Source organism: Alphaproteobacteria bacterium, assembly GCA_019635875.1.
Classification (GTDB): Bacteria; Pseudomonadota; Alphaproteobacteria; order Reyranellales; family Reyranellaceae; genus JAFAZJ01.
In genome coordinates this window covers 535,466-553,155 of sequence record JAHBYP010000005.1, presented here as the reverse complement: position 1 = coordinate 553,155, position 17,690 = coordinate 535,466, and the positions used below count along the sequence as shown (strand labels likewise).

General features: G+C 69.5%; 18 protein-coding genes. 6 read left to right on the top strand and 12 right to left on the bottom strand.

Annotated elements, in window-relative coordinates:
• Positions 1-128: 128 nt before the first annotated feature.
• Positions 129-707 carry a GNAT family N-acetyltransferase gene (locus tag KF889_20630; GenBank protein ID MBX3501856.1) on the bottom strand — a complete coding sequence of 193 codons (579 nt, stop codon included), beginning with the start codon at positions 705-707 and terminating at the stop codon, positions 129-131.
• A gap of 51 nt (positions 708-758) precedes the next feature.
• Entirely contained in the window at positions 759-2,420 is a 1,662-nt protein-coding gene (locus KF889_20625) for a peptide ABC transporter substrate-binding protein (GenBank protein ID MBX3501855.1), read from the bottom strand.
• 74 nt (positions 2,421-2,494) lie between these two features.
• Between KF889_20625 and KF889_20620 the strand changes: the two genes are divergently transcribed.
• Positions 2,495-2,908 (top strand): ester cyclase, encoded by a 414-nt coding sequence (locus KF889_20620; protein MBX3501854.1) that lies wholly within the window; start codon positions 2,495-2,497, stop codon positions 2,906-2,908.
• Between the two features lie 237 nt (positions 2,909-3,145).
• On the opposite strand, the gene KF889_20615 is transcribed toward KF889_20620, so the two are convergent.
• The 6 genes from KF889_20615 to KF889_20590 form a co-directional block, all read right to left on the bottom strand.
• The gene (locus tag KF889_20615; GenBank protein MBX3501853.1) at positions 3,146-3,355 is read right to left on the bottom strand and encodes a hypothetical protein; all 210 of its coding nucleotides are present in this window, start codon (positions 3,353-3,355) and stop codon (positions 3,146-3,148) included.
• 62 nt (positions 3,356-3,417) lie between these two features.
• The gene (locus tag KF889_20610) at positions 3,418-4,263 is read right to left on the bottom strand and encodes an orotate phosphoribosyltransferase (protein MBX3501852.1); all 846 of its coding nucleotides are present in this window, start codon (positions 4,261-4,263) and stop codon (positions 3,418-3,420) included.
• A gap of 225 nt (positions 4,264-4,488) precedes the next feature.
• Positions 4,489-5,742 carry an MFS transporter gene (locus KF889_20605; GenBank protein MBX3501851.1) on the bottom strand — a complete coding sequence of 418 codons (1,254 nt, stop codon included), beginning with the start codon at positions 5,740-5,742 and terminating at the stop codon, positions 4,489-4,491.
• 53 nt (positions 5,743-5,795) lie between these two features.
• Complete coding sequence (locus KF889_20600; protein ID MBX3501850.1) at positions 5,796-7,211, bottom strand: FAD-dependent oxidoreductase; 1,416 nt, start codon at positions 7,209-7,211, stop codon at positions 5,796-5,798.
• The gene (locus KF889_20595) at positions 7,208-7,507 is read right to left on the bottom strand and encodes a (2Fe-2S)-binding protein (GenBank protein ID MBX3501849.1); all 300 of its coding nucleotides are present in this window, start codon (positions 7,505-7,507) and stop codon (positions 7,208-7,210) included. Before KF889_20595 ends, KF889_20600 begins: the two co-directional genes overlap by 4 nt.
• Positions 7,488-8,594 (bottom strand): FAD-binding oxidoreductase, encoded by a 1,107-nt coding sequence (locus KF889_20590; GenBank protein ID MBX3501848.1) that lies wholly within the window; start codon positions 8,592-8,594, stop codon positions 7,488-7,490. Before KF889_20590 ends, KF889_20595 begins: the two co-directional genes overlap by 20 nt.
• A 98-nt stretch (positions 8,595-8,692) precedes the next feature.
• Between KF889_20590 and KF889_20585 the strand changes: the two genes are divergently transcribed.
• Genes KF889_20585 through KF889_20575 form a run of 3 tightly spaced genes read left to right on the top strand, consistent with a single transcriptional unit; the run spans position 8,693 to position 11,199 of the window.
• Entirely contained in the window at positions 8,693-9,478 is a 786-nt protein-coding gene (locus KF889_20585) for a DUF459 domain-containing protein (protein ID MBX3501847.1), read from the top strand.
• Between the two features lie 15 nt (positions 9,479-9,493).
• Positions 9,494-10,306 carry an amidohydrolase family protein gene (locus KF889_20580; protein ID MBX3501846.1) on the top strand — a complete coding sequence of 271 codons (813 nt, stop codon included), beginning with the start codon at positions 9,494-9,496 and terminating at the stop codon, positions 10,304-10,306.
• A gap of 20 nt (positions 10,307-10,326) precedes the next feature.
• On the top strand, positions 10,327-11,199 hold the full coding sequence (locus tag KF889_20575; GenBank protein MBX3501845.1) for an isocitrate lyase/PEP mutase family protein: 873 nt from the start codon (positions 10,327-10,329) through the stop codon (positions 11,197-11,199).
• Between the two features lie 20 nt (positions 11,200-11,219).
• On the opposite strand, the gene KF889_20570 is transcribed toward KF889_20575, so the two are convergent.
• Positions 11,220-11,948 (bottom strand): hypothetical protein, encoded by a 729-nt coding sequence (locus KF889_20570; protein MBX3501844.1) that lies wholly within the window; start codon positions 11,946-11,948, stop codon positions 11,220-11,222.
• A 180-nt stretch (positions 11,949-12,128) separates the two neighbouring features.
• On the opposite strand from KF889_20570, the gene KF889_20565 reads away from it, so the two are divergent.
• Positions 12,129-13,310 carry an adenylate/guanylate cyclase domain-containing protein gene (locus KF889_20565; protein ID MBX3501843.1) on the top strand — a complete coding sequence of 394 codons (1,182 nt, stop codon included), beginning with the start codon at positions 12,129-12,131 and terminating at the stop codon, positions 13,308-13,310.
• Between the two features lie 110 nt (positions 13,311-13,420).
• Positions 13,421-13,660, top strand: a complete 240-nt coding sequence (locus KF889_20560) for a hypothetical protein (protein ID MBX3501842.1) — start codon at positions 13,421-13,423, stop codon at positions 13,658-13,660.
• A 135-nt stretch (positions 13,661-13,795) separates the two neighbouring features.
• On the opposite strand, the gene KF889_20555 is transcribed toward KF889_20560, so the two are convergent.
• The 3 genes from KF889_20555 to KF889_20545 all read right to left on the bottom strand — a co-directional run bounded on the left by KF889_20555 (position 13,796) and on the right by KF889_20545 (position 17,663).
• Positions 13,796-14,773: a nitronate monooxygenase gene (locus KF889_20555; GenBank protein ID MBX3501841.1), complete on the bottom strand. Its 978-nt coding sequence runs from the start codon at positions 14,771-14,773 to the stop codon at positions 13,796-13,798.
• 167 nt (positions 14,774-14,940) lie between these two features.
• Positions 14,941-16,104, bottom strand: a complete 1,164-nt coding sequence (locus KF889_20550) for an ABC transporter substrate-binding protein (GenBank protein MBX3501840.1) — start codon at positions 16,102-16,104, stop codon at positions 14,941-14,943.
• 2 nt (positions 16,105-16,106) lie between these two features.
• Positions 16,107-17,663 carry a gamma-glutamyltransferase gene (locus tag KF889_20545; GenBank protein ID MBX3501839.1) on the bottom strand — a complete coding sequence of 519 codons (1,557 nt, stop codon included), beginning with the start codon at positions 17,661-17,663 and terminating at the stop codon, positions 16,107-16,109.
• Positions 17,664-17,690 lie beyond the last annotated feature (27 nt).

Here is a 17,690-nt window from a genome sequence, read left to right as displayed (position 1 = left end):
TCCCCCGGAGGGGGAAGGTGGCGCGCAGCGCCGGAAGGGGGATGTCGAAGACGAACGCAGGAGTCCGTCTTCAACATCCCCCTTCCGCCCTTCGGGCACCTTCCCCCTCCGGGGGAAGGTAACGTTCGTCAATACTTCAGCCGCCGCTCCAGCCCGTCCCTCACTTCGGGCCACTCGTCGTCGACGATGCTGAAATAGACCGAATCCCTGATGTGGCCGTCGGCCAGCACCATGTGCTTGCGGAAGATGCCTTCCTGGGTCGCGCCCAGGCGCAGGATGGCGTCGCGGCTGCGCTGGTTGCGCGCGTCGGTCTTGTACTCGACACGGTTCCATCTCAGCGTCTCGAAGACGTGCCGCATCAGCAGCAGCTTGCACTCGGGGTTGACCATGCCGGCCCAGACGGTGGGGTCGTACCAGGTCGCGCCGATTTCCACCCGCTTGTGCGCCGCCTCGATGTTCATGAAGCGCGTGCTGCCTACCAGCCGGTCCTCCTCCAGCAGGCGCACGACGAACGGTCGCTCGATGCCCGAAGCGGCGCGGTTCAGCGCGTTGTCGAAATAGGGATCGAAGGCGGCGCCGAAGGCCGAGGTGGTCAGCACCCAGATGCGCGGGTTCTGCGCCGCCGGACGCAGCATCTCGCGATGGCGTTCGGCGAGCGGCTCGAGCCGCACGTAGCGGCCGGTCAGCTCGACGGGCTCGAAGGACATGCGCGGATCATAGACAGGAGCACAAAGCATTGAAGGGGAATGTTGTGCCGCCTATTCCCAGCGCCACTGCTCGACCCAAAGGGTCGAGGAATTGAGATGGCCGGTCGGGCGGACGCCCTTGAGCTGCCGCGGGAAGATGAAGGCATCGGCGCGGTGGTAGAGCGGCAGCACCGGCAGGTCGTCGGCGTAGAGCCTCTGGATCTCCGCGAAGTGGGCGCGGCGCTTCTGCGGATCGATCTCGCGCTCGGCGGCATCGAGCGCGCGGTCCATGGCGGGGTTCCTGTAGCCGGGATGGTTCTGGCCGCTCCAGTTGTTGGCCGCGGTCGGGATCTCGTTGGAGTGCAGCGTGGTGCGCGGCACGCCCTCCGGCCGCGTCACCCAGGCGTACATCGCGAGCCCGCTGAAGCCGCGCTTGTTGAGCGACTCCGAGGAGAAGACGCGCGGCGGCTCGGCCTTCAGCCGCAGATCGATGCCGATCTGGCGCCACTGGCTCTGCAGCACCTGCTGCACCTGCTCGCGCGTGCGGTTGCCGGCGGTGGTCACCAGCTCGAAGGTCAGCCGCTCTCCTTTGGCGTTGTGGCGGACGCCGCCCTTGATGTCGCGCCAGCCCGCCTCGTCGAGCAGCGCGCGCGCTTTCGCCGGATCGTAGGCGTAGTGGCGCGCCTGCTTGTCGTACATCGGATCGAGCGGGCTCAAGCCGCCATGCGCCACCGGCTGCTTGCCCTCGAACAGCCGGCTCGAGATCGCCTGGCGGTCCATGCCGTGCATCAGCGCCTGGCGCACCTTGAGATCCTTGAGGATCGGGTTGTCGAGGTTGACGTCGATATGCTCGTAGATCAGCGCCGGCTGGTAGTGGACGACGAAGCGGTCCTTGTGGCGCTTCTCGAAGGCGATCGCCTGGTCGATCGACAGGCCGAGCTCGCCCAGGATGTAGTCGACGCTGCCCGACAGCAGGTTGGCTTCCAGCGCGGCGCTGTTCTCGATGGTGCGCACGACGATGCGGCGGAAGAACGGCCTGGCGCCCCACCAGGTGGGGTTGCGCTCCAGCACGACCTGCGCCCCCGGTTGCGCCGAGACGATGCGGTAGGGGCCGCTGTACAGGCCGGGATTGGCGGTGTTGGTGTCGTAGCTGTTGCGGTTGCGGTACTCGAGCGGGTTGGCCTCGAAGATCGGCTTCTCGATATGCGCCGGCAGCAGCAGCAGGCCGGTCGAGTTGTAGTCGAAGGTGACGCGATCGATCGTCAGGGTGAACGACTTCTCGTCGTGCGCCGCGACCTTGAGGATGCGGCGATAGCCTTCCGAGGAGGCGACGCCGGATTGCGGGTGCTTGCCGAACGCGATGGTGAACTCGACGTCCTTGACGCTGACCGGCGTGCCGTCGCCCCATCTGGCCTCGGGCCGGATGGTGAAGTCGATCTCCATGCCCTTCCTGCCCTCGGGCAGGTCGACCAGGCGCGCCTTGCCGTTGTCCAGGGTCGGCAGCTCGGTGCACAGCAGACAGACCAGCTTCCAGTCCGGGTCGTAGGCCGTGAAGGGCCGCGCCGTCATGTTCTGCACCACCGATTTGGCCAGCATGGCGCCGATCAGCGGGTTCCAGGTCGAGGGATACTGGGTCAGCCCGATCACCAGCTCGTCCTTGGCTTGCGCCGGCCGGGCGAACGGGGCGAGGCTGGCGAGCAGGGCGAGGACGAGCGCGATCGATCTGGTGAGCATCAGGACGGCCTCGCGGACGGGAACGGCGTGCCAAGCGTCGCACCGGCGCCCATGTCCAGGCAAGGGAGCGGAGGATGGCGGAACCGCTGGGTGCGCAACTGGTGCGGCGCTTCTACGACGAGGTCTGGAACCACGCCGACGAGGCGGTGGCGCGCGAGATCCTCGCCGCCGACCTGTCGTTCCGCGGCTCGATCGGCGAGGAACGCGCGGGCGCCGAAGGCTTCATCGACTACATGCGCAAGATCCATCGCGCCTTCGCCGACTACCATTGCCGCATCGACCATCTGGTGGCCGACGCCGACAGCGCCGCCGCGCGCATGACCTTCGGCGGGCTGCATTGCGAATCGCTGTGGGGCGAGAAGCCGACCGGCCACACGGTGACCTGGACCGGCGCGGCCTTCTTCACCGTCAAGCACGGACAGATCGCGACGATCTGGGTGCTGGGCGACACCGAAACCCTGCGCCGCCAGCTGAGGGGCACGAAATGAACGTTACCTTCCCCCGGAGGGCAGGGCGATCGCATATGGCGTTTCCCCCTCTCCCCGCATGCGGGGAGAGGGTCGGGGTGAGGGGTCGTTTCAGGTTGAGCACAGTCGTGGTGCGCCACTTGCGGCAGCCCCTCACCCCAACCCTCTCCCCGCAAGCGGGGAGAGGGGGGCACAAGGCCAAACCATATGCGATCGCCCTGCCCTCCGGGGGAAGGTATTGGCCTCCGACGGTGCGCCTCAGTGGCGGCCCTTGGCGAGGCCGGTCTTCTCGGCATCGCGCAATTCGGCATTCTCCGGTGATTCGACGGCCTTCTTCGCCTTCTCGGCGGCGGGCTTCACCTTGCCGGAATCGATGTGCTCCTTGAGGCCAGCATTGTAGGCGCGCGCGGCGCTGCGGCTGCCCTCGCCTTCGTTCCTGTTCGAGATGGGGACGTGCTTGTTGCCCATGACGCAACTCCTGCCGTTCGGGGTCTCCTCCAGAACGGCAGGTCGCGGGACGGGTTGCCGCTTCAGCGCGCCGGCGGTTGGGCCATGGCGCCCATCGGCGGGCGCATCTGGTTGGGCCGTTGGCCGGCGCCGCCATGGGTGGCCGACCATCCATCCGGCGATTCGAGGAAGGCGCGGGTCTCGGCCAGGCCCTGGGCGTCGAAGTACTTGTGACGTTCGGCCGCGTCGAGCACATCCCACCAGGTGGCGAGCGCATGCAGCTTCACGCCCATCAGCGAGAGCGTGTCGATGCTCTGGGCAAAGATGCCGTAGTGGAAGATCACGAAGCAGTCGGTGACCTTGGCGTCGGCCTTGCGCAGCGCCTCGATGAAATTGACCTTGCTGCCGCCGTCGGTGGCGAGATCCTCGACCAGCAGCACGCGCTGGCCGGGCTTCAGCTCGCCCTCGATCTGAGCCATGCGGCCGAAGCCCTTGGGCTGCTTGCGCACGTAGATCATCGGCTTCTTCGCCGTCTGGGCGATGAAGGCCGAGAACGGGATGCCCGCCGTCTCGCCGCCGGCGACGACGTCGATCTTCGACCAGCCGATCGTGTCGCCGATCAGCTTGTGGGCATGCGCCATGATCTTCGCCCGCGCCTCGGGGAACGAAATGATCTTGCGGCAGTCGATGTAGACCGGGCTGGCGCGGCCCGAGGTGAAGATGAAGGGCTTGTCGGCCCGGCAATGGACCGCCTCGATCTCCAGCAGCAGCCGCGCCGTGTCGCGCGCACCCGCCGATGCGCTGGCTTTCGACGCCTTGCCCGCAGCCCTGCTCGCGGCCTTCGTGACGGCCTTCTTCGTTGCCGGCTTGCTGACGGCCTTCCTGGGCGGCGACTTTCTTGCTGCGGTCTTGCCTTTCTTCACGGCCATTGACGTCCCCCGGGCCCGTCGCCTGTGCGACGGCCGAAGCGTGTGTAGCGTCAGGGGGTTAGCTGGGCAAGACCCATGCCGTCAAACCGCCCGATGGGGGCCGGGCCGGGGCGAAGAAGGCACATGAGGTGAGGGCGCTTTTTGCTTTTGCAAAAGCGGCTTGCGAGCCGACCTCAATCGAATGCGGCATATTTTCTCATCGGATCTGCAATCATCGCGCCGCGCTCAGCCGCGCGGGCGCCGGTCGGGCACGGCGAGGTAGCACAGTGCCGAGACCAGCAGCACGGCGGCCACCGCGCCGAAGCCCATGCGATAGACGAAGTCGCTGCGCGGTCCGCCCTGGGCGAGCTGGCTGATCACCGCGCCGGCGAGCAGCGGCAGGGCCATGCTGCCGCCGACCTGGGCGATGTTCAGCGTGGTGACGCCGCGGCCGACGAGGTCGGGCGGGTACATCGCGCGGCCATGGGCCACGATCTGCACCGAGTAGGCGGCGAAGAAGCACAGCGCGACCAGCAGGCTCACGGCCAGCCACGTGGCCGGCAGCGGGACGAGCACCAGCGCCAGGAACGGCGCCAGGGTCAGCGCGACGCCGGCGATCACCACGCCCTTGCGCGTGTTGAAGACGCGATCGAGCGGACCGTAGAGGCTGACCCCGACGATCTGGGCGATCGCCATGGCTGTCACCACGTGACCGCGCGCCAGCGCGTCCATGCCGTGCACGTCGGCGAGGTAGGGACCGCTCCACGCGCCCATGATCGCCAGCATCGAGGCATAGGCGGAGAAGTGCATCGCCATCAGCATCGGCATGCGCGGCAGGCGCAGGATGCGGCCGATGCCGCGCAGCATGTCGATGAACGAGCCGGTCGAGGGCCGCCGTCGCGGCGCGCCGGGCGGCGTGTCGTGCACGGTGAACCAGAACAGCAGGCCGGTGGCGACGGCCAGCCCCGCCATGGCGCCGAAGGCGCCGCGCCAGCCCAGCCACTCGGCGAGGATGGCCAGTGGCGTGCCGGCGAGCAGCGTGCCGAGCCCGCCCAGCGCGAAGACGCGCGCCAGCATGGTGGCGAACTGCGCCGGCGCGAACCACACGCCGCACAGCACGGCGCCGGCCATGAAGTAGCCGGAGCAGCCCAGGCCGACGACCAGGCGCGCGGCGATCATCTCGGCCGGCGTGCGCGCCAGCGCCTGGCCGACGGCGCCCAGCACGGTGAGCACCGTGAGCGCGGCGATCGGGCCGCGCACGCCATAGCGGTCGAAGGCGATGCCCAGCGGCACCTGCGCCACCAGCAGCGAAAGGAAGAAGACGCTGACCGCCACGCCATAGACCGCCGCCGACATGCCGAGATCGCGCATGACGTCGGGCGCCACGGTGTTGAGCAGCACGCGGAAGGACTGGCTGAGCGTGGCGATGGCGACGAGGCCGGCGATGAACAGGGACACCTGCAGGCGCGTCGGCGCGCCGGTACTGACTGTGCTCGACATGGGGATCTTGTGGAGGAAGCTGCGCCGGCGATGCTTCGCTCAGGACCGAAGCGTCATTGCCGCGCCACCGCGTTGGCCTCGGCCTCGCTGCGCGGCAGCGAGGCGAGCTCGGCGACGGTGATCGGCTTGACCGGCGGCCGCAGGCGGTAGTGGCCGATCTCGGCCGGCGTCTTGCCGCGCGCCTGGGCGATCAGCTCGGTGACGGTCAGGCCGCAGAGGCGTCCCTGGCACGGGCCCATGCCGCAGCGCAGATAGGCCTTGAGCTGGTTGGGGCCGGTCGCGCCGACGCGCACCGCCTCGACGATCTGCGCTGCGCTCACCTCCTCGCAGCGGCAGGCGATGGTGTCGCCGGCGGGAATGCGATGCGCCTCGATCGGCCGGAAGGCGCGGTCGAGGAAGGCGCGGCCGCGGCCGAATCTCGCCAGGGCACGCCGCGGTGCGGCGGCCTCGCGCTCACGCGTCGGCTCATCGATCCGGCCCAGCCGGCATGCCGCGTCGAGCGCCGCCAGCCGGCCGCGCTCGGCCGCGGCCTCCGCACCGGCGATGCCCGCGCCGTCGCCGGCGATCGACACGCCATCGGCGCTGCTGTGACCCCAGGCATCGAGCATCGGCACGAAGCAGAGCTGCGCGTCGTCCCAGCGATGGGCACAGCCGATCGACATCGCGAGGTTGGCGTTGGGCACCACGCCCTGGTGCAGCAGCAGCGTATCGCACTCGATGTGACGCGCGGCGGCGCTGCGATCGGCGAATGACACACGGCGCAGGCGCGTGTCGCCCTCGGCGCGCAGGCCGCTCACGCCGCGCTGCGGCATCAGGTGACGCCTGGTCTCGCGCATCAGCGCCAATCCCTTGAGCAGATAGGGCGAGGCCGCGAAGGACAGCATGTCGAGGCCGATGCCGATGCGCGGCGTCGTGTCGAGGATCGCGCTCAACGTGCCGCCGGCGCGCAGCAGCTGGGCGGCGAGCAGCCACAGCAGCGGGCCGCTGCCGGCCAGCACCGTGCGGCCCGACGGCGCGAGGCCGGCGCTCTTGAGCAGGATCTGCGCCGCGCCGGCGGTCAGCACGCCGGGCAGCGTCCAGCCGGGTATCGGCATCGGCCGCTCCTGCGCGCCCGTCGCGACGATGACGTGGCGCGCTTGCATCAACCGTGCCTTGCCGCCGCTGGAGATGCCGATCTCGCGCCGGCCGTCCTCGACGCGCGGCGCGACGCTGAAGACGGTTGAGCCCGGCAGGTATGCGGCGCCGCTGCCCGCGAACGCGCGTGCCAGCTCCAGCCCGCGCCAGTAGTCGTCGCCGAACACCGTGCCCTGGCGCACCGGCGTCTCGGTGACGGCGCGATAGATCTGGCCGCCGGGCGAGGGCTGCTCGTCGAGCACGACCGCCTCGACGCCGAGCCGTGCGGCGGTGGTCGCGGCGGCCATGCCGGCGGGGCCGGCGCCGATGATCGCCAGCTCGCAGGTCCCGGTCATCGCCCCGCCATCCGTTTGCCGCGTTGCGTCTCGACCTGCATGCCCTCGCGCACGCGCACCAGGCAGCCCTGGCGGTTGCCGACGCCGTCGATCGTCACCAGGCAGTCGAAGCACACGCCCATCAGGCAGTACGGCCCGCGCGGCGTGCTCGACACCGCCGTCTCGCGGCAGGCGGCGTGACCGGCGGCGAGCAGGGCGGCGGCGACCGTGTCGGTCGGCCGCGCGGTGATCGCCTGGTTGTCGACGGTCAGCGTCACCAGCGCCGCGTCGGCGAGGTCAGGCAGCCGGTGGAACATGGAACCGTCCGGCGCTGAAGGCGGTGAAGTCGTCGGTGAGGCGACCGCCGGCGATCAGCGGGGCGAGCAGCGTGGCGTGCGCCGCCGCCAGGGTCACACCGCTGTGGCAGGTGGCGACGAAGGCGCCGGGATGGCTTTTCGACTCCTCGTAGATCGGGAAACCATCTGGCGTCATCACCCGCAGCGCCGCCCAGGTGCGCACCACGTTGAGCGAGCCCAGCAGCGGAAACATGCGCATCGCACGCTCCGCGATCGTGCCGACGACGCCCAGCCCGACGCGATCGTCGTAGCCGGCTTCTTCCAGCGAGTCGCCCATCATCACGCCGCCTTCGTCGGTCTGGCGGATGGTGACCACGGGATAGTTCAGGAACGGCGCGGCCTTCTCGGTGATGACAATCTGGCCGCGCTGCGGCCGCACCGGCACGTCGAGCCCGACCATCTCGCCCAGCCTGCGGTTGCCGTTGCCCGCCGTCAGCACGATGCGCGGCGCTTCGATGATCCGCGTGCCGCTGTGCATGACGAACACGCCGCCGCGATGCTCGATGCGATCGACGCCGTGCTCGGGCAGATACGATACGCCACGCAGCTTCAGCGCGGTGTGCAGCGCGCGCAACAGGCGCGGCGAATTGGCGTGGCCGTCGAGCGGGCAGTAGGCGCCGCCGACAACCTCGGGCCCGATGTCGGGCAGCATCTTTTGCAGCCGCGTGCGGTCCATGATCTCGTAGGGCAGTTCCGACTGGTTGTGGAGGCGCTTGAGCATGGTGTCGCGCCGCTCGAGCTCGGCCTCGGAGAGCGCCAGCGAGAAGCCGCCGGGGCGCTGGTGCGCGACGTCGATCCCGGTCTCCTCGCGCAATTCCTGCGCGAAGCCCGCCCAGGCATCCGACGAGGCGCGCGTCCAGCGCGCGTACTCGGGCATGCCCAGGCCCTTGCTCTGCACCCAGACGAGGGCGAAATTGCCGCGCGAGGCGCGGAACGCGACGTCGCCCTCGTCGAGCAGCGCCACGCGCCTGCCGGCACGGGCGAGGCCCCAGGCGATCGCCGAGCCGACCAGCCCGCCGCCGATAACCGCGATGTCGTGCTCAGCCATGTTGGAAGTTTCGCGCCGGCTCGTGCATGCTTCGCCGACCATGACGTGCCGGCCGCGGAAGTCAACGACGGCCGCCGATCGCGGATGAGGAGGACGAGTTGAAGGTGATCCTGACGCGTCGCCGTGCTTTGAGCCTCGCGGGCCTGCTGGCGCTCGCCGGCGCCATTCCGGCGCTGGCGCAGACGGCGTCGGCGCCGCCGGCCGATCCCCTGCCGGCGCTGCCGCTCAATCTCGTCGTCGTCGGCGATTCGCTGGGCCAGGGCGTGTGGGGCAGCCTGTACTGGCGCTTCTACGCCACCCGCGAGGTCAGGGTGATCAACGCCACCAAGGCGTCGACCGGCTTCAACCGCACGCCCTACGAGGACTTGCTGGATATCGGCGACGGTCAGAGCGCGCAGCTCGCCGTCATGATGACCGGTGCCAACGACGCGCAGAACGCCTGGCCGCTGCAGGAGGGTGGCGCCGTCGGCGTGTTCGGCACCGCTGCCTGGGCGCAGCTCTACCGCCAGCGCATGGATCGCTTCTTCGATGCCGCGATCGCCCGCGGCACCACGGTGATCTGGATCGGCATGCCGATCATGCGCGATCCCGGCTTCGAGCGGCGCATGGCGCTGGTACGCGAGGCACAGCGCGACGCCTGCGCCGCGCGCGGCGTGACCTATCTCGATCTCGTGCCGCCCAGCGTCGACGAGGCGGGCGGCTATACCGAGATCAAGAGGGACGACAAGGGCCGCACGCGCACCTTCCGCGGCGACGATGGCGTGCATCTCACGGTGTACGGCTCGGAGTGGGTGGCCGAGATCGTGCTCTTCGCGCTGCTCGATCAGAAGCCGTCGTGGCTCGATCCCGCGCGCGAGAAGCTTGTCCGCACCGCGCTGGGGTAGGGAAGGAAGAGGACGATGCGCATCACCGACGGGCAGATCCACATCTGGTCCAGCGGCATGCCGATGAACATGCATCGGCAGGTCACGTCCTACTCCGCCGACGAAGCGTTGCGCGACATGGACGAGGCCGGCGTCGATTCCGCCATCATCCATCCGCCGAGCTGGGACCCGAAATGCAGCGAGGTCGCGGCCGAGGCCGTAAGGGCGCATCCGCATCGCTTCGCGATTCTCGACGCCTTCGACGTCACCGCGCCGGACGGCCGCGCGATCGTCGAGGGCTGGCGGCAGCGGCCGGGCATGTGCGGCCTGCGCTTCGCCTTCCTGCGACCGGGCACGACCACGTGGCTCACCGACGGCAGCATGGAGTGGCTGTGGCCGCAGGCACAGAAGCACAACATCCCCATCGCCATGCTGGTGCCCAGCCGCGCGCGCGAGGTCGGTGAGATCGCTGGCCGCTTCCCCGACCTGAAGCTGATCATCGACCATTGCGCGGCGCGCCGTGGCAAGGTCGACGCCGAGGCCTTCGAGGACCTCGACACCTTCCTCGATGTTGCGCGCCAGCATCCCAACGTGGCGATCAAGGCGACCGGCGCGCCAAGCTATTCGAGCGGGCCCTATCCGTTCAGGACGGTGCACGATCCGCTGCATCGCATGTTCGACGCCTTCGGGCCGCAACGCATGTTCTGGGGCACCGACATCACGCGCATGCCGTGCTCGTGGCGCCAGTGCGTCACGCTTTTCACCGAGGAGCTGCCGTGGCTCAAGGGTCGCGACCTCGAGCTGGTGATGGGCGGGGCGATGCGGCGCTTCATCGGCTGGACGGGCTGAGGAATCAGAGGGAGGAAACCATGTCGGCGGCACAATTGCGCGCCCTGCTGCGCACGAAGAAGCTGATCGTCGCGCCGGGCGCGATCGACGGCATCACCGGGCGGCTGATCGAGCAGGCGGGCTTCTCCTGCGCCTACATGACCGGCGCCGGCACCTCGGCGACGATGGGCTATCCCGATTACGGCCTCTTGACCATGAGCGAGATGGTGGCCAATGCCGGGCGCATCGCGGCCTCGCTCAGCATCCCGCTGATCAGCGACGCCGATACCGGCTACGGCAACGAGCTCAACGTCTTCCGCACCGTGCAGGAGTTCGAGCGCGCCGGTGTCGCGGCGATCCATATCGAGGACCAGGTGTTCCCCAAGAAGTGCGGGCACCTGGACGACAAGGAGCTGATCCCGCGCGACGACTACATCGCCAAGATCCGCGCCGCCGCGGCGGCGCGCCGCTCGCCCGACTTCGCGATCATCGCCCGCACCGACGCGCGCGCCGTGGTCGGCCTCGAGGAGGCGATCGCGCGCGCCAACGCGGCGCTGGCCAACGGCGCCGACATCGCCTTCGTCGAGGCGCCGCAGACCATGGAGGAGATCGCCGCGGTGCCGAAGCGGGTGAACGGTCCGTGCCTGCTCAACGTCGTGCGCGGCGGCAAGACGCCCGACATCGACATGGCCGACGCCGAGGCGATGGGCTACGCGGTGGCGATCTTCCCCGGCCTGCTGTTCGCCGCGATCATCGCCGCCTGCGACCAGCAGTTGGCCGAGCTCAGGAAGACCAACCGGCACCCCAGGATCGCAGGCGGCGTGCCGCTGCGCGAGACCTTCGCGCGTTTCGGCGCCAACGAGTGGGACGCGCGACGCACGGCCTATCGCGACCAGGCGAAGGCGGCGGAGTAGGGCTGGGGGCGCGCCCCGACCTACGCCGGGCCGCGGCGGCGCGGCGGCAGCGCGCGGGCGGCGCCGGCCAGCATCTTCTGCGACTCGCTGACGATGGTCGTGCCGACGGACTGGCGGACCTCGCGGTCGAACTTCGACAGCGCCTCGCGGATCTGCGCGATCAGCGGTGCGGCATCGGCGTCGGGCATGCGGAAATAGGCCTGCGCCTCGGCCATCAGGGCGGGCAGCGCGGCGGCGGCCGATTTGGCGACGGCGGCCGAGGAGGAGGCGGCGGATTTCGCCGCGGCGGCCGACTCCGAAACCTTGCCCATCAGCTCGTGGATGTTGCGGCCGAGCTCCTCGGCCTGGGCCTTCCAGTCGGCGGTGGCGATCTGCAGGCTGGCGTGGCGCAGGCACAGCGGATCGCCGGTCATCTCCGGGCTGCGCACGGCCGGGCGGCCGCAGCGCACGCAGGAACAGGCCAACTCCGCCGAGGCGACCTCGACGATCTGCTCGACCAGCTCGGACGATTCGGTGGCGCCCGTCCAGGTCGCGTCGAGGCGGCTGTCGCGCTTGGCGATCGAAATCCAGCGGAAGCTGTCGAGCTCGGAATCGTCGAGAATCTGCGTGACTTCCGAGAACATCTGGGCGACCGGCGCCACCCAGCCCAGCGGCAGGGCCTCGAGCTGCGCGCGCGCCGCATCGGTTATGCGCTCGTCACAGGCCGCCAGCAGGGTCCGCAGCCGCTTGTTGGATCGTTGCTTCACCATCGCGTCACTCCCGGCCACAGGCCGGCACATGCACTACGCGTGCCGTTACCGCCGAATGTGGGGACGACCGGGCCGGAATCCCAGTCACCCCGTCAGATTACCGACGAGTTGCTGTCGAGTCACCATTTCTCCGCGACATCAATGTCACAGGCGCGCGACGGTTCCCGCTAGACTGCGGCCATGGACGAAGTGACACCCGGTCCGGTCTACAGCGATCCCCTGGCGCGCTGGTTCGTAACCGAGGCGTATCGCATCACCGACACCAGCGAGCTGATCGCCCAGGCCGGCGAGCAGCTGGTAGGCGCCGGCATTCCGCTGTACCGCCTGGCCTACTTCCAGAGCACCCTGCACCCGGAATTCGCCGGCAAGGGCTATTTCTGGCGCCGCGGCCGCGGCATCGTCACCCAGAGCGCGCAGCACGGGCTTTTCCAGGGCGACGCCTATCTCGACAACCCGCTGCCGCCGGTGCTGGAGCAGCGCAAGACCGTACGGGTGCGGCTCGAAAGCATCGAGCCGCAGGCGCCGGTCCTGCGGCAGCTGAAGGACGAGGGCGCCACCGACTATGTCGCCCTGCCGCTGATCTTCTCGACCGGCCATGTCGACGCCCTGAGCGTGGTCTCCGACCAGCCCGGCGGCTTCTCGGCGGCCGATCTCGACCGCATGTTCCTGCTGCAGTTCGCCTTCACCCGACTGGTCGAGGTGCATTCCCTGAGGGACACCGCGATCAACCTGCTCGACGCCTATGTCGGCCACGCCGCTGGCGAGCGCATCCTGGCAGGCGAGGTCCGGCGCGGCGGCGGCCAGACCATCGAGGCGGTAATCTGGTACTGCGACCTGCGCGGCTTCACCCGGGTCTCCGACAGCCTGCCGCGCGACAGCGTCATCACCCTGCTCAACGACTATTTCGGTGCCATGGGGGCGGCCGTCAGCGGCGCCGGCGGCGAGATCCTGAAATTCATGGGCGACGGCATGCTGGCGATGTTTCCGGTCGCCGTGGCCACGCAGCGCCGCTTCATCGCCCAGCGCGCCGTGCTGGCCGCGCTCGAGGCGCAGCGCGCCATGGACGCGCTCAACAGGCGGCGCGAGACCGACGGTGAGCCCGTGGTGCGCTTCGGCCTGGCGCTGCATGTCGGCGAGGTGAATTTCGGCAATATCGGCGCCAGCTCGCGGCTGGACTTCACCGTCATCGGCCCGGCCGTGAACTATGCGGCGCGGCTGGAGCGGCTCTGCCCGACGATCGGCCGGCCGGTGCTGCTGTCGGCGGCGCTGGCGGCGCTGCTGCCCGAGGGCGATGCGGTGCCCCTGGGCGAGCACCCGCTCAAGGACATCGCCGAGCCGCAGCCGGTCTTCGGCCTGAAGTAGCCGCCTGTCACAGGCCGATACCCGAAGCCATTTGGCCGCCGCGATCCTGTCCGGCCGCCGCCCTGCTCGGCGGGTTATATGGCCCCCTGAATTGATTGCGGAGGACGTCCATGAAACGCCTTGGCCTCGCGGCCCTGATGAGCCTGTCGCTGGCGCTCGGCGCCTGCGGCGACAACCCGATGGATCGCGGGCTGAGTGGCGCGGGCATGGGCGCCGGCGCCGGCATGCTGGGCGGCCTGCTGGTCGGCGCGCCGCTCGAAGGCGCGCTGCTCGGCGCCGTGGTCGGCGGTGCCGCCGGCGCGCTCACCCAGCGCAATCAGGTCGATTTCGGCCGCCCGATGTGGCGGTAAGACTCCTTCCCCCGGAGGGGGAAGGTGCCCGAAGGGCGGAAGGGGGATGTCGAAGACGAACGCTGGGTCCGTCTTCGACATCGCCCTTCCGTCGCGCTGCGCGCGCCACCTTCCCCCTCCGGGGGAAGGAAGGATTCAGGCATTCATGAACCGCTTCAGGCGGCCGCCGATGATCTCCTCGGCCTCGCGCATGATGCGGTCGATCAGCTCCTTCACCGTGGGCACGTCGCGGATCAGGCCGGCCACCATGCCGCACGACCAGGCGCCGGCATCCATCGCGCCTTCCTTCATGATCTTGGGATAGACGCCCGCGACCTCGGGCAGGATGTCCTCGAACTTCACCTTGGCGCCCAGCGCCTTCTCCTTCTCGAGCAGGCGCTCGACGGCGGCGTTCCTCAGCACGCGCTCGGTGTTGCGCAGCGGGCGCATGACCAGCCGCGTGTCGAGCTCCGAGGCGGCGACCAGCGCCTGCTTCACGTTGTCGTGGATCGGCGCTTCCTTCGTCGCCATGAAGCGCGTCCCCATGTTCATGCCCTCGGCGCCCAGCGACAGCGCCGCCACCAGCGAGCGGCCGTCGGCCATGCCGCCCGAGGCGACGAAGGGGATCTTGAGCTCCTCCGCCGCGCGCGGCAGCAGGATGAAGTTGGGCACGTCGTCCTCGCCGGGATGGCCGCCGCATTCGAAGCCGTCGACGCTGACCGCGTCGCAACCGATCGATTCAGCCTTCAGCGAGTGGCGCACCGAGGTGCATTTGTGGATCACCTTGATACCGGCGTCCTTCAGGGTGGGCAGCCATTTCTGCGGATTGTTGCCGGCTGTCTCGACGATCTTCACGCCGCCCTCGACGATGGCGCGGATGTAGCCGGGATAGTCGGGCGGCGTCACCGAGGGCAGGAAGGTGAGGTTGACGCCGAAGGGCTTGTTGGTCATGGCGCGGCAGCGCCGGATCTCGTGGGCCAGCAGCTCGGGTGTGCGCTGCGTCAGCCCGGTGATGATGCCCAGCCCACCGGCGTTCGACACCGCGGCGGCCATCTCGGCGAAGCCGACGAAATGCATGCCGCCCTGGATGATCGGATGCTCGATGCCGAGCATTTCGGTGATCCTGGTCTTCATTGGGACCTCCCCCTTCGTTGGTCAGTGCGCCAATCATACCTTCCCCCGGAGGGGGAAGGTGCCCGCAGGGCGGAAGGGGGATGTCGAAGACGAACACAGGTGTCCGGCTTCAACATCCCCCTTCCGTCGCTCCGCGCCACCTTCCCCCTCCGGGGGAAGGAGTGATTCTACGGAAATCTGTACCGCTGTGCGATCGGCGGCACGCGGCTGGTGCCGTCGTAGCAGACGATGATGGCGCTGTTGACCATGTTGCCCTTGCCGTCGCTGCCGTATTCGGTTGCCAGGCCGCGATGGCGCAGCGACGCGAGCCTCGCGCGCACCGACTCGCCGTCGACCTTGTCGGCACCGTCCGCCTTGGCGATCTCGGTGATGGCCACCGCCAGCATCGACACGGCGTCATACTCGGCCACGGCAAAAGCATCGGGATCGGCCTTGTACTCGGCGCGATAGGCGTCGACGAACGCCTTCATGCGCGGCTCGTCCATCGAGGCCGCGGGCATCGATGCGGTCTCCGCGCACACGCCCTTGAGCTCGGCCGGCTGGAACAGCGCCGCCGTCGCCGGCTGCGCCATGGCCGAGCCGGCGATGATCGGCAGGTCGGGCGCCACGGCGCCGGCGGCGCGGATGGCCAGCGCCGTCGATTGCGAATGCAGGTGCAGCACCAGCGCGTCGGCGCCGGCCGATTTCGCCTTGGCGATGATCGGCGTGAAGTCGTTGATCGAAGTGGCGACGCCTTCCTCCAGCGCCACCGTGATGCCGCCGTCGGCGAAGGCCTTGGCCAGCACCTCGCGGCCGGACTGGCCATAGGCGGTGGTCTGGAAGATCACCGCCGGCTTCTTCGCTTTCGTCACTTCGGCGACGTAGCGCGCATGCGCGATCTTCACCACGCCGTCGGCCGGGAAGAAGCGGAAGAAGAAGGGATTGTTGAGCTCGCTCAGCCGTGCCGTGCCCGAGACCGCCAGCAGCGGCAGTTTCGCATTCGCCGCCTCCGGCAGCAGCGCCAGCATCTGCGTGCCGAGGATCGGGCCGAGCACGGCCACCGGCGCGCGCGCGCCGTCTCGCGCGCCATCGCGCATCGCGCGGTGCCAGGCGGTGACGGCGGCTTCCGGCGCCGTGCCGGTGTCGAGCACCTCGGGCGCGAAGCGCACCAGGGAGGCGCTGTCGCGGATGGCGAGCAGGGCGCCCTCGCGCTGGCTCTTGCCTTCGAGCGCGGCGAAGCCGGTCAGCGGCAGCAGGATCGGCAGCCGGAACGACGGCACAGCCTGGGCGCGGCCGATCGCCGGCGCCGCGAGCGTCGCGGCAGAGGCCAGCAGGAGGCGTCGCGACAGCATGGCTACACCGCCGCGCCGCCGGCCCAAGGCGACATCACCTCGTTCATGCCGGTGACCGTGCCGGTCATCGGATCGCGGCGGATGCAGCTGGGGTTGGCGAAGTTCAGCGGATAGATCGGGTTGGGGACCTCGGTGAGCGGCATCTTCTTCGAGATGGCGCGCTTGATCTCCTCGTCAAGGTCCCAGTTGGCGCGCACCGGTCCGACGCCCGACACGTCGATGCGCGGCTGGTGGAAGGCGGTCTCGACATCCATGCCGCGGTCGGCCTGCATCATGATCAGCTGGGTGATCGCCGGCACGATGCGCCGTCCGCCCGAGGCGCCGATGGCGAACCAGCCTTCGCCGTTCTTCGACACCACCGTCGCGCAGATATTGCACAGCGGCCGCTTGCCCGGGGTGAGCGAGTTGGGTTTGCCCTGCTCGGGATCGAACCACATGATGCCGTTGTTCATCATGATGCCGGTCTTCGGCAGCATCACGCGCGAGCCGAACAGCGACAGCAGGGTCTGGGTCAGCGCCACCATGTTGCCCTCGGCGTCGACGGCGTTGAAATGCGTCGTGCACGAATCGGTGTGCGCGTCGCCCATGGTGCGGAAGCGCTCCTCGTAGGCGGTGTGCAGGCCCTCGGCGATGGCGATGAACGCCTCGGCGTCGGGCGCGCCGCTGCCGATGGTGCGATCGCCGATCAGCTCGAAGGCGCGCTTCATCGTCGGGCCGGCGGTCAGGTACGGCACGGTGTGCACGGTGGCGCCGTTGCGCTCGAAGGTGACCGGCTCGACCACGCGGGCGTGGTAGCCGGCGAGGTCCTCGAGCGCGATCGCCGAGCCGCCGGCATTGAGGTCGGCCACGATGTCCCTGGCGATCTGGCCCTCGTAGTAGTCGCGCGGGCCGGCGTCGCGCAGCCGCTTCAACGTGCCGGCGAGGTTGCCCAGCTTGATGCGCGGCGGGTTGCCCTCCCAGTCGATCACCGGCGGGAAGCCGTTGGGCAGGTAGGTGGCGCGCGACGTCTCGTACTGGTTGAGGGCGGCGGCGCCGGTGGTGATCATCGTCGTGCCGTACCAGTCGCAGCTCATGCCGCGCTCGGCCAGCTCGATGCCGGCTTCCATCACCTGCTTCCAGTCCCATGTGCCGAAGCGCTTCAGCGCCGTGGCCATGCCGTCGACCTGCCCGGGCACGGCGATCGAGTGGTAGCCCATGACGTTGTTGTTGTTGACCACCGGTGCCCAGCCGAACAGGTCGCTGATCGCCTTGCCGCCGGTCAGCGCGTAGTTCTTCAGGTCGAGCCCGCGCGCCGCCACGGCGCCGTAGTCGACGATGTAGGCCTTGCGCTCCCTGGCGATCCAGATCGCCATGTAGCCGACGCCGCCGATGCCGCTCATCCACGGCTCGACGCAGCCGATGGCCATCGCCGTGGTCACCGCCGCGTCGATGGCGTTGCCGCCGCGCGCCAGGGTGCGCGCGCCCATCTGCGCCGCCAGCGTGTTCTGCGCCACCACCGCGCCCTTGCCGCGCACTGCGTGCTTGATGATGCGCTGGTTGCGATTGAAGTTCTCACTCATGTCCGCACTGGTCCCCCGGCTTTGTCG

What these genes read in the sequence shown, in the direction of transcription:
- KF889_20630 (MBX3501856.1), bottom strand. Translation starts at nt 707, where the DNA reads ATGTCCTTCGAGCCCGTCGAGCTGACCGGCCGCTACGTGCGGCTCGAG.
- KF889_20625 (MBX3501855.1), bottom strand. Translation starts at nt 2,420, where the DNA reads ATGCTCACCAGATCGATCGCGCTCGTCCTCGCCCTGCTCGCCAGCCTC.
- KF889_20620 (MBX3501854.1), top strand. Translation starts at nt 2,495, where the DNA reads ATGGCGGAACCGCTGGGTGCGCAACTGGTGCGGCGCTTCTACGACGAG.
- KF889_20615 (MBX3501853.1), bottom strand. Translation starts at nt 3,355, where the DNA reads ATGGGCAACAAGCACGTCCCCATCTCGAACAGGAACGAAGGCGAGGGC.
- KF889_20610 (MBX3501852.1), bottom strand. Translation starts at nt 4,263, where the DNA reads ATGGCCGTGAAGAAAGGCAAGACCGCAGCAAGAAAGTCGCCGCCCAGG.
- KF889_20605 (MBX3501851.1), bottom strand. Translation starts at nt 5,742, where the DNA reads ATGTCGAGCACAGTCAGTACCGGCGCGCCGACGCGCCTGCAGGTGTCC.
- KF889_20600 (MBX3501850.1), bottom strand. Translation starts at nt 7,211, where the DNA reads ATGACCGGGACCTGCGAGCTGGCGATCATCGGCGCCGGCCCCGCCGGC.
- KF889_20595 (MBX3501849.1), bottom strand. Translation starts at nt 7,507, where the DNA reads ATGTTCCACCGGCTGCCTGACCTCGCCGACGCGGCGCTGGTGACGCTG.
- KF889_20590 (MBX3501848.1), bottom strand. Translation starts at nt 8,594, where the DNA reads ATGGCTGAGCACGACATCGCGGTTATCGGCGGCGGGCTGGTCGGCTCG.
- KF889_20580 (MBX3501846.1), top strand. Translation starts at nt 9,494, where the DNA reads ATGCGCATCACCGACGGGCAGATCCACATCTGGTCCAGCGGCATGCCG.
- KF889_20575 (MBX3501845.1), top strand. Translation starts at nt 10,327, where the DNA reads ATGTCGGCGGCACAATTGCGCGCCCTGCTGCGCACGAAGAAGCTGATC.
- KF889_20570 (MBX3501844.1), bottom strand. Translation starts at nt 11,948, where the DNA reads ATGGTGAAGCAACGATCCAACAAGCGGCTGCGGACCCTGCTGGCGGCC.
- KF889_20565 (MBX3501843.1), top strand. Translation starts at nt 12,129, where the DNA reads ATGGACGAAGTGACACCCGGTCCGGTCTACAGCGATCCCCTGGCGCGC.
- KF889_20560 (MBX3501842.1), top strand. Translation starts at nt 13,421, where the DNA reads ATGAAACGCCTTGGCCTCGCGGCCCTGATGAGCCTGTCGCTGGCGCTC.
- KF889_20555 (MBX3501841.1), bottom strand. Translation starts at nt 14,773, where the DNA reads ATGAAGACCAGGATCACCGAAATGCTCGGCATCGAGCATCCGATCATC.
- KF889_20550 (MBX3501840.1), bottom strand. Translation starts at nt 16,104, where the DNA reads ATGCTGTCGCGACGCCTCCTGCTGGCCTCTGCCGCGACGCTCGCGGCG.
- KF889_20545 (MBX3501839.1), bottom strand. Translation starts at nt 17,663, where the DNA reads ATGAGTGAGAACTTCAATCGCAACCAGCGCATCATCAAGCACGCAGTG.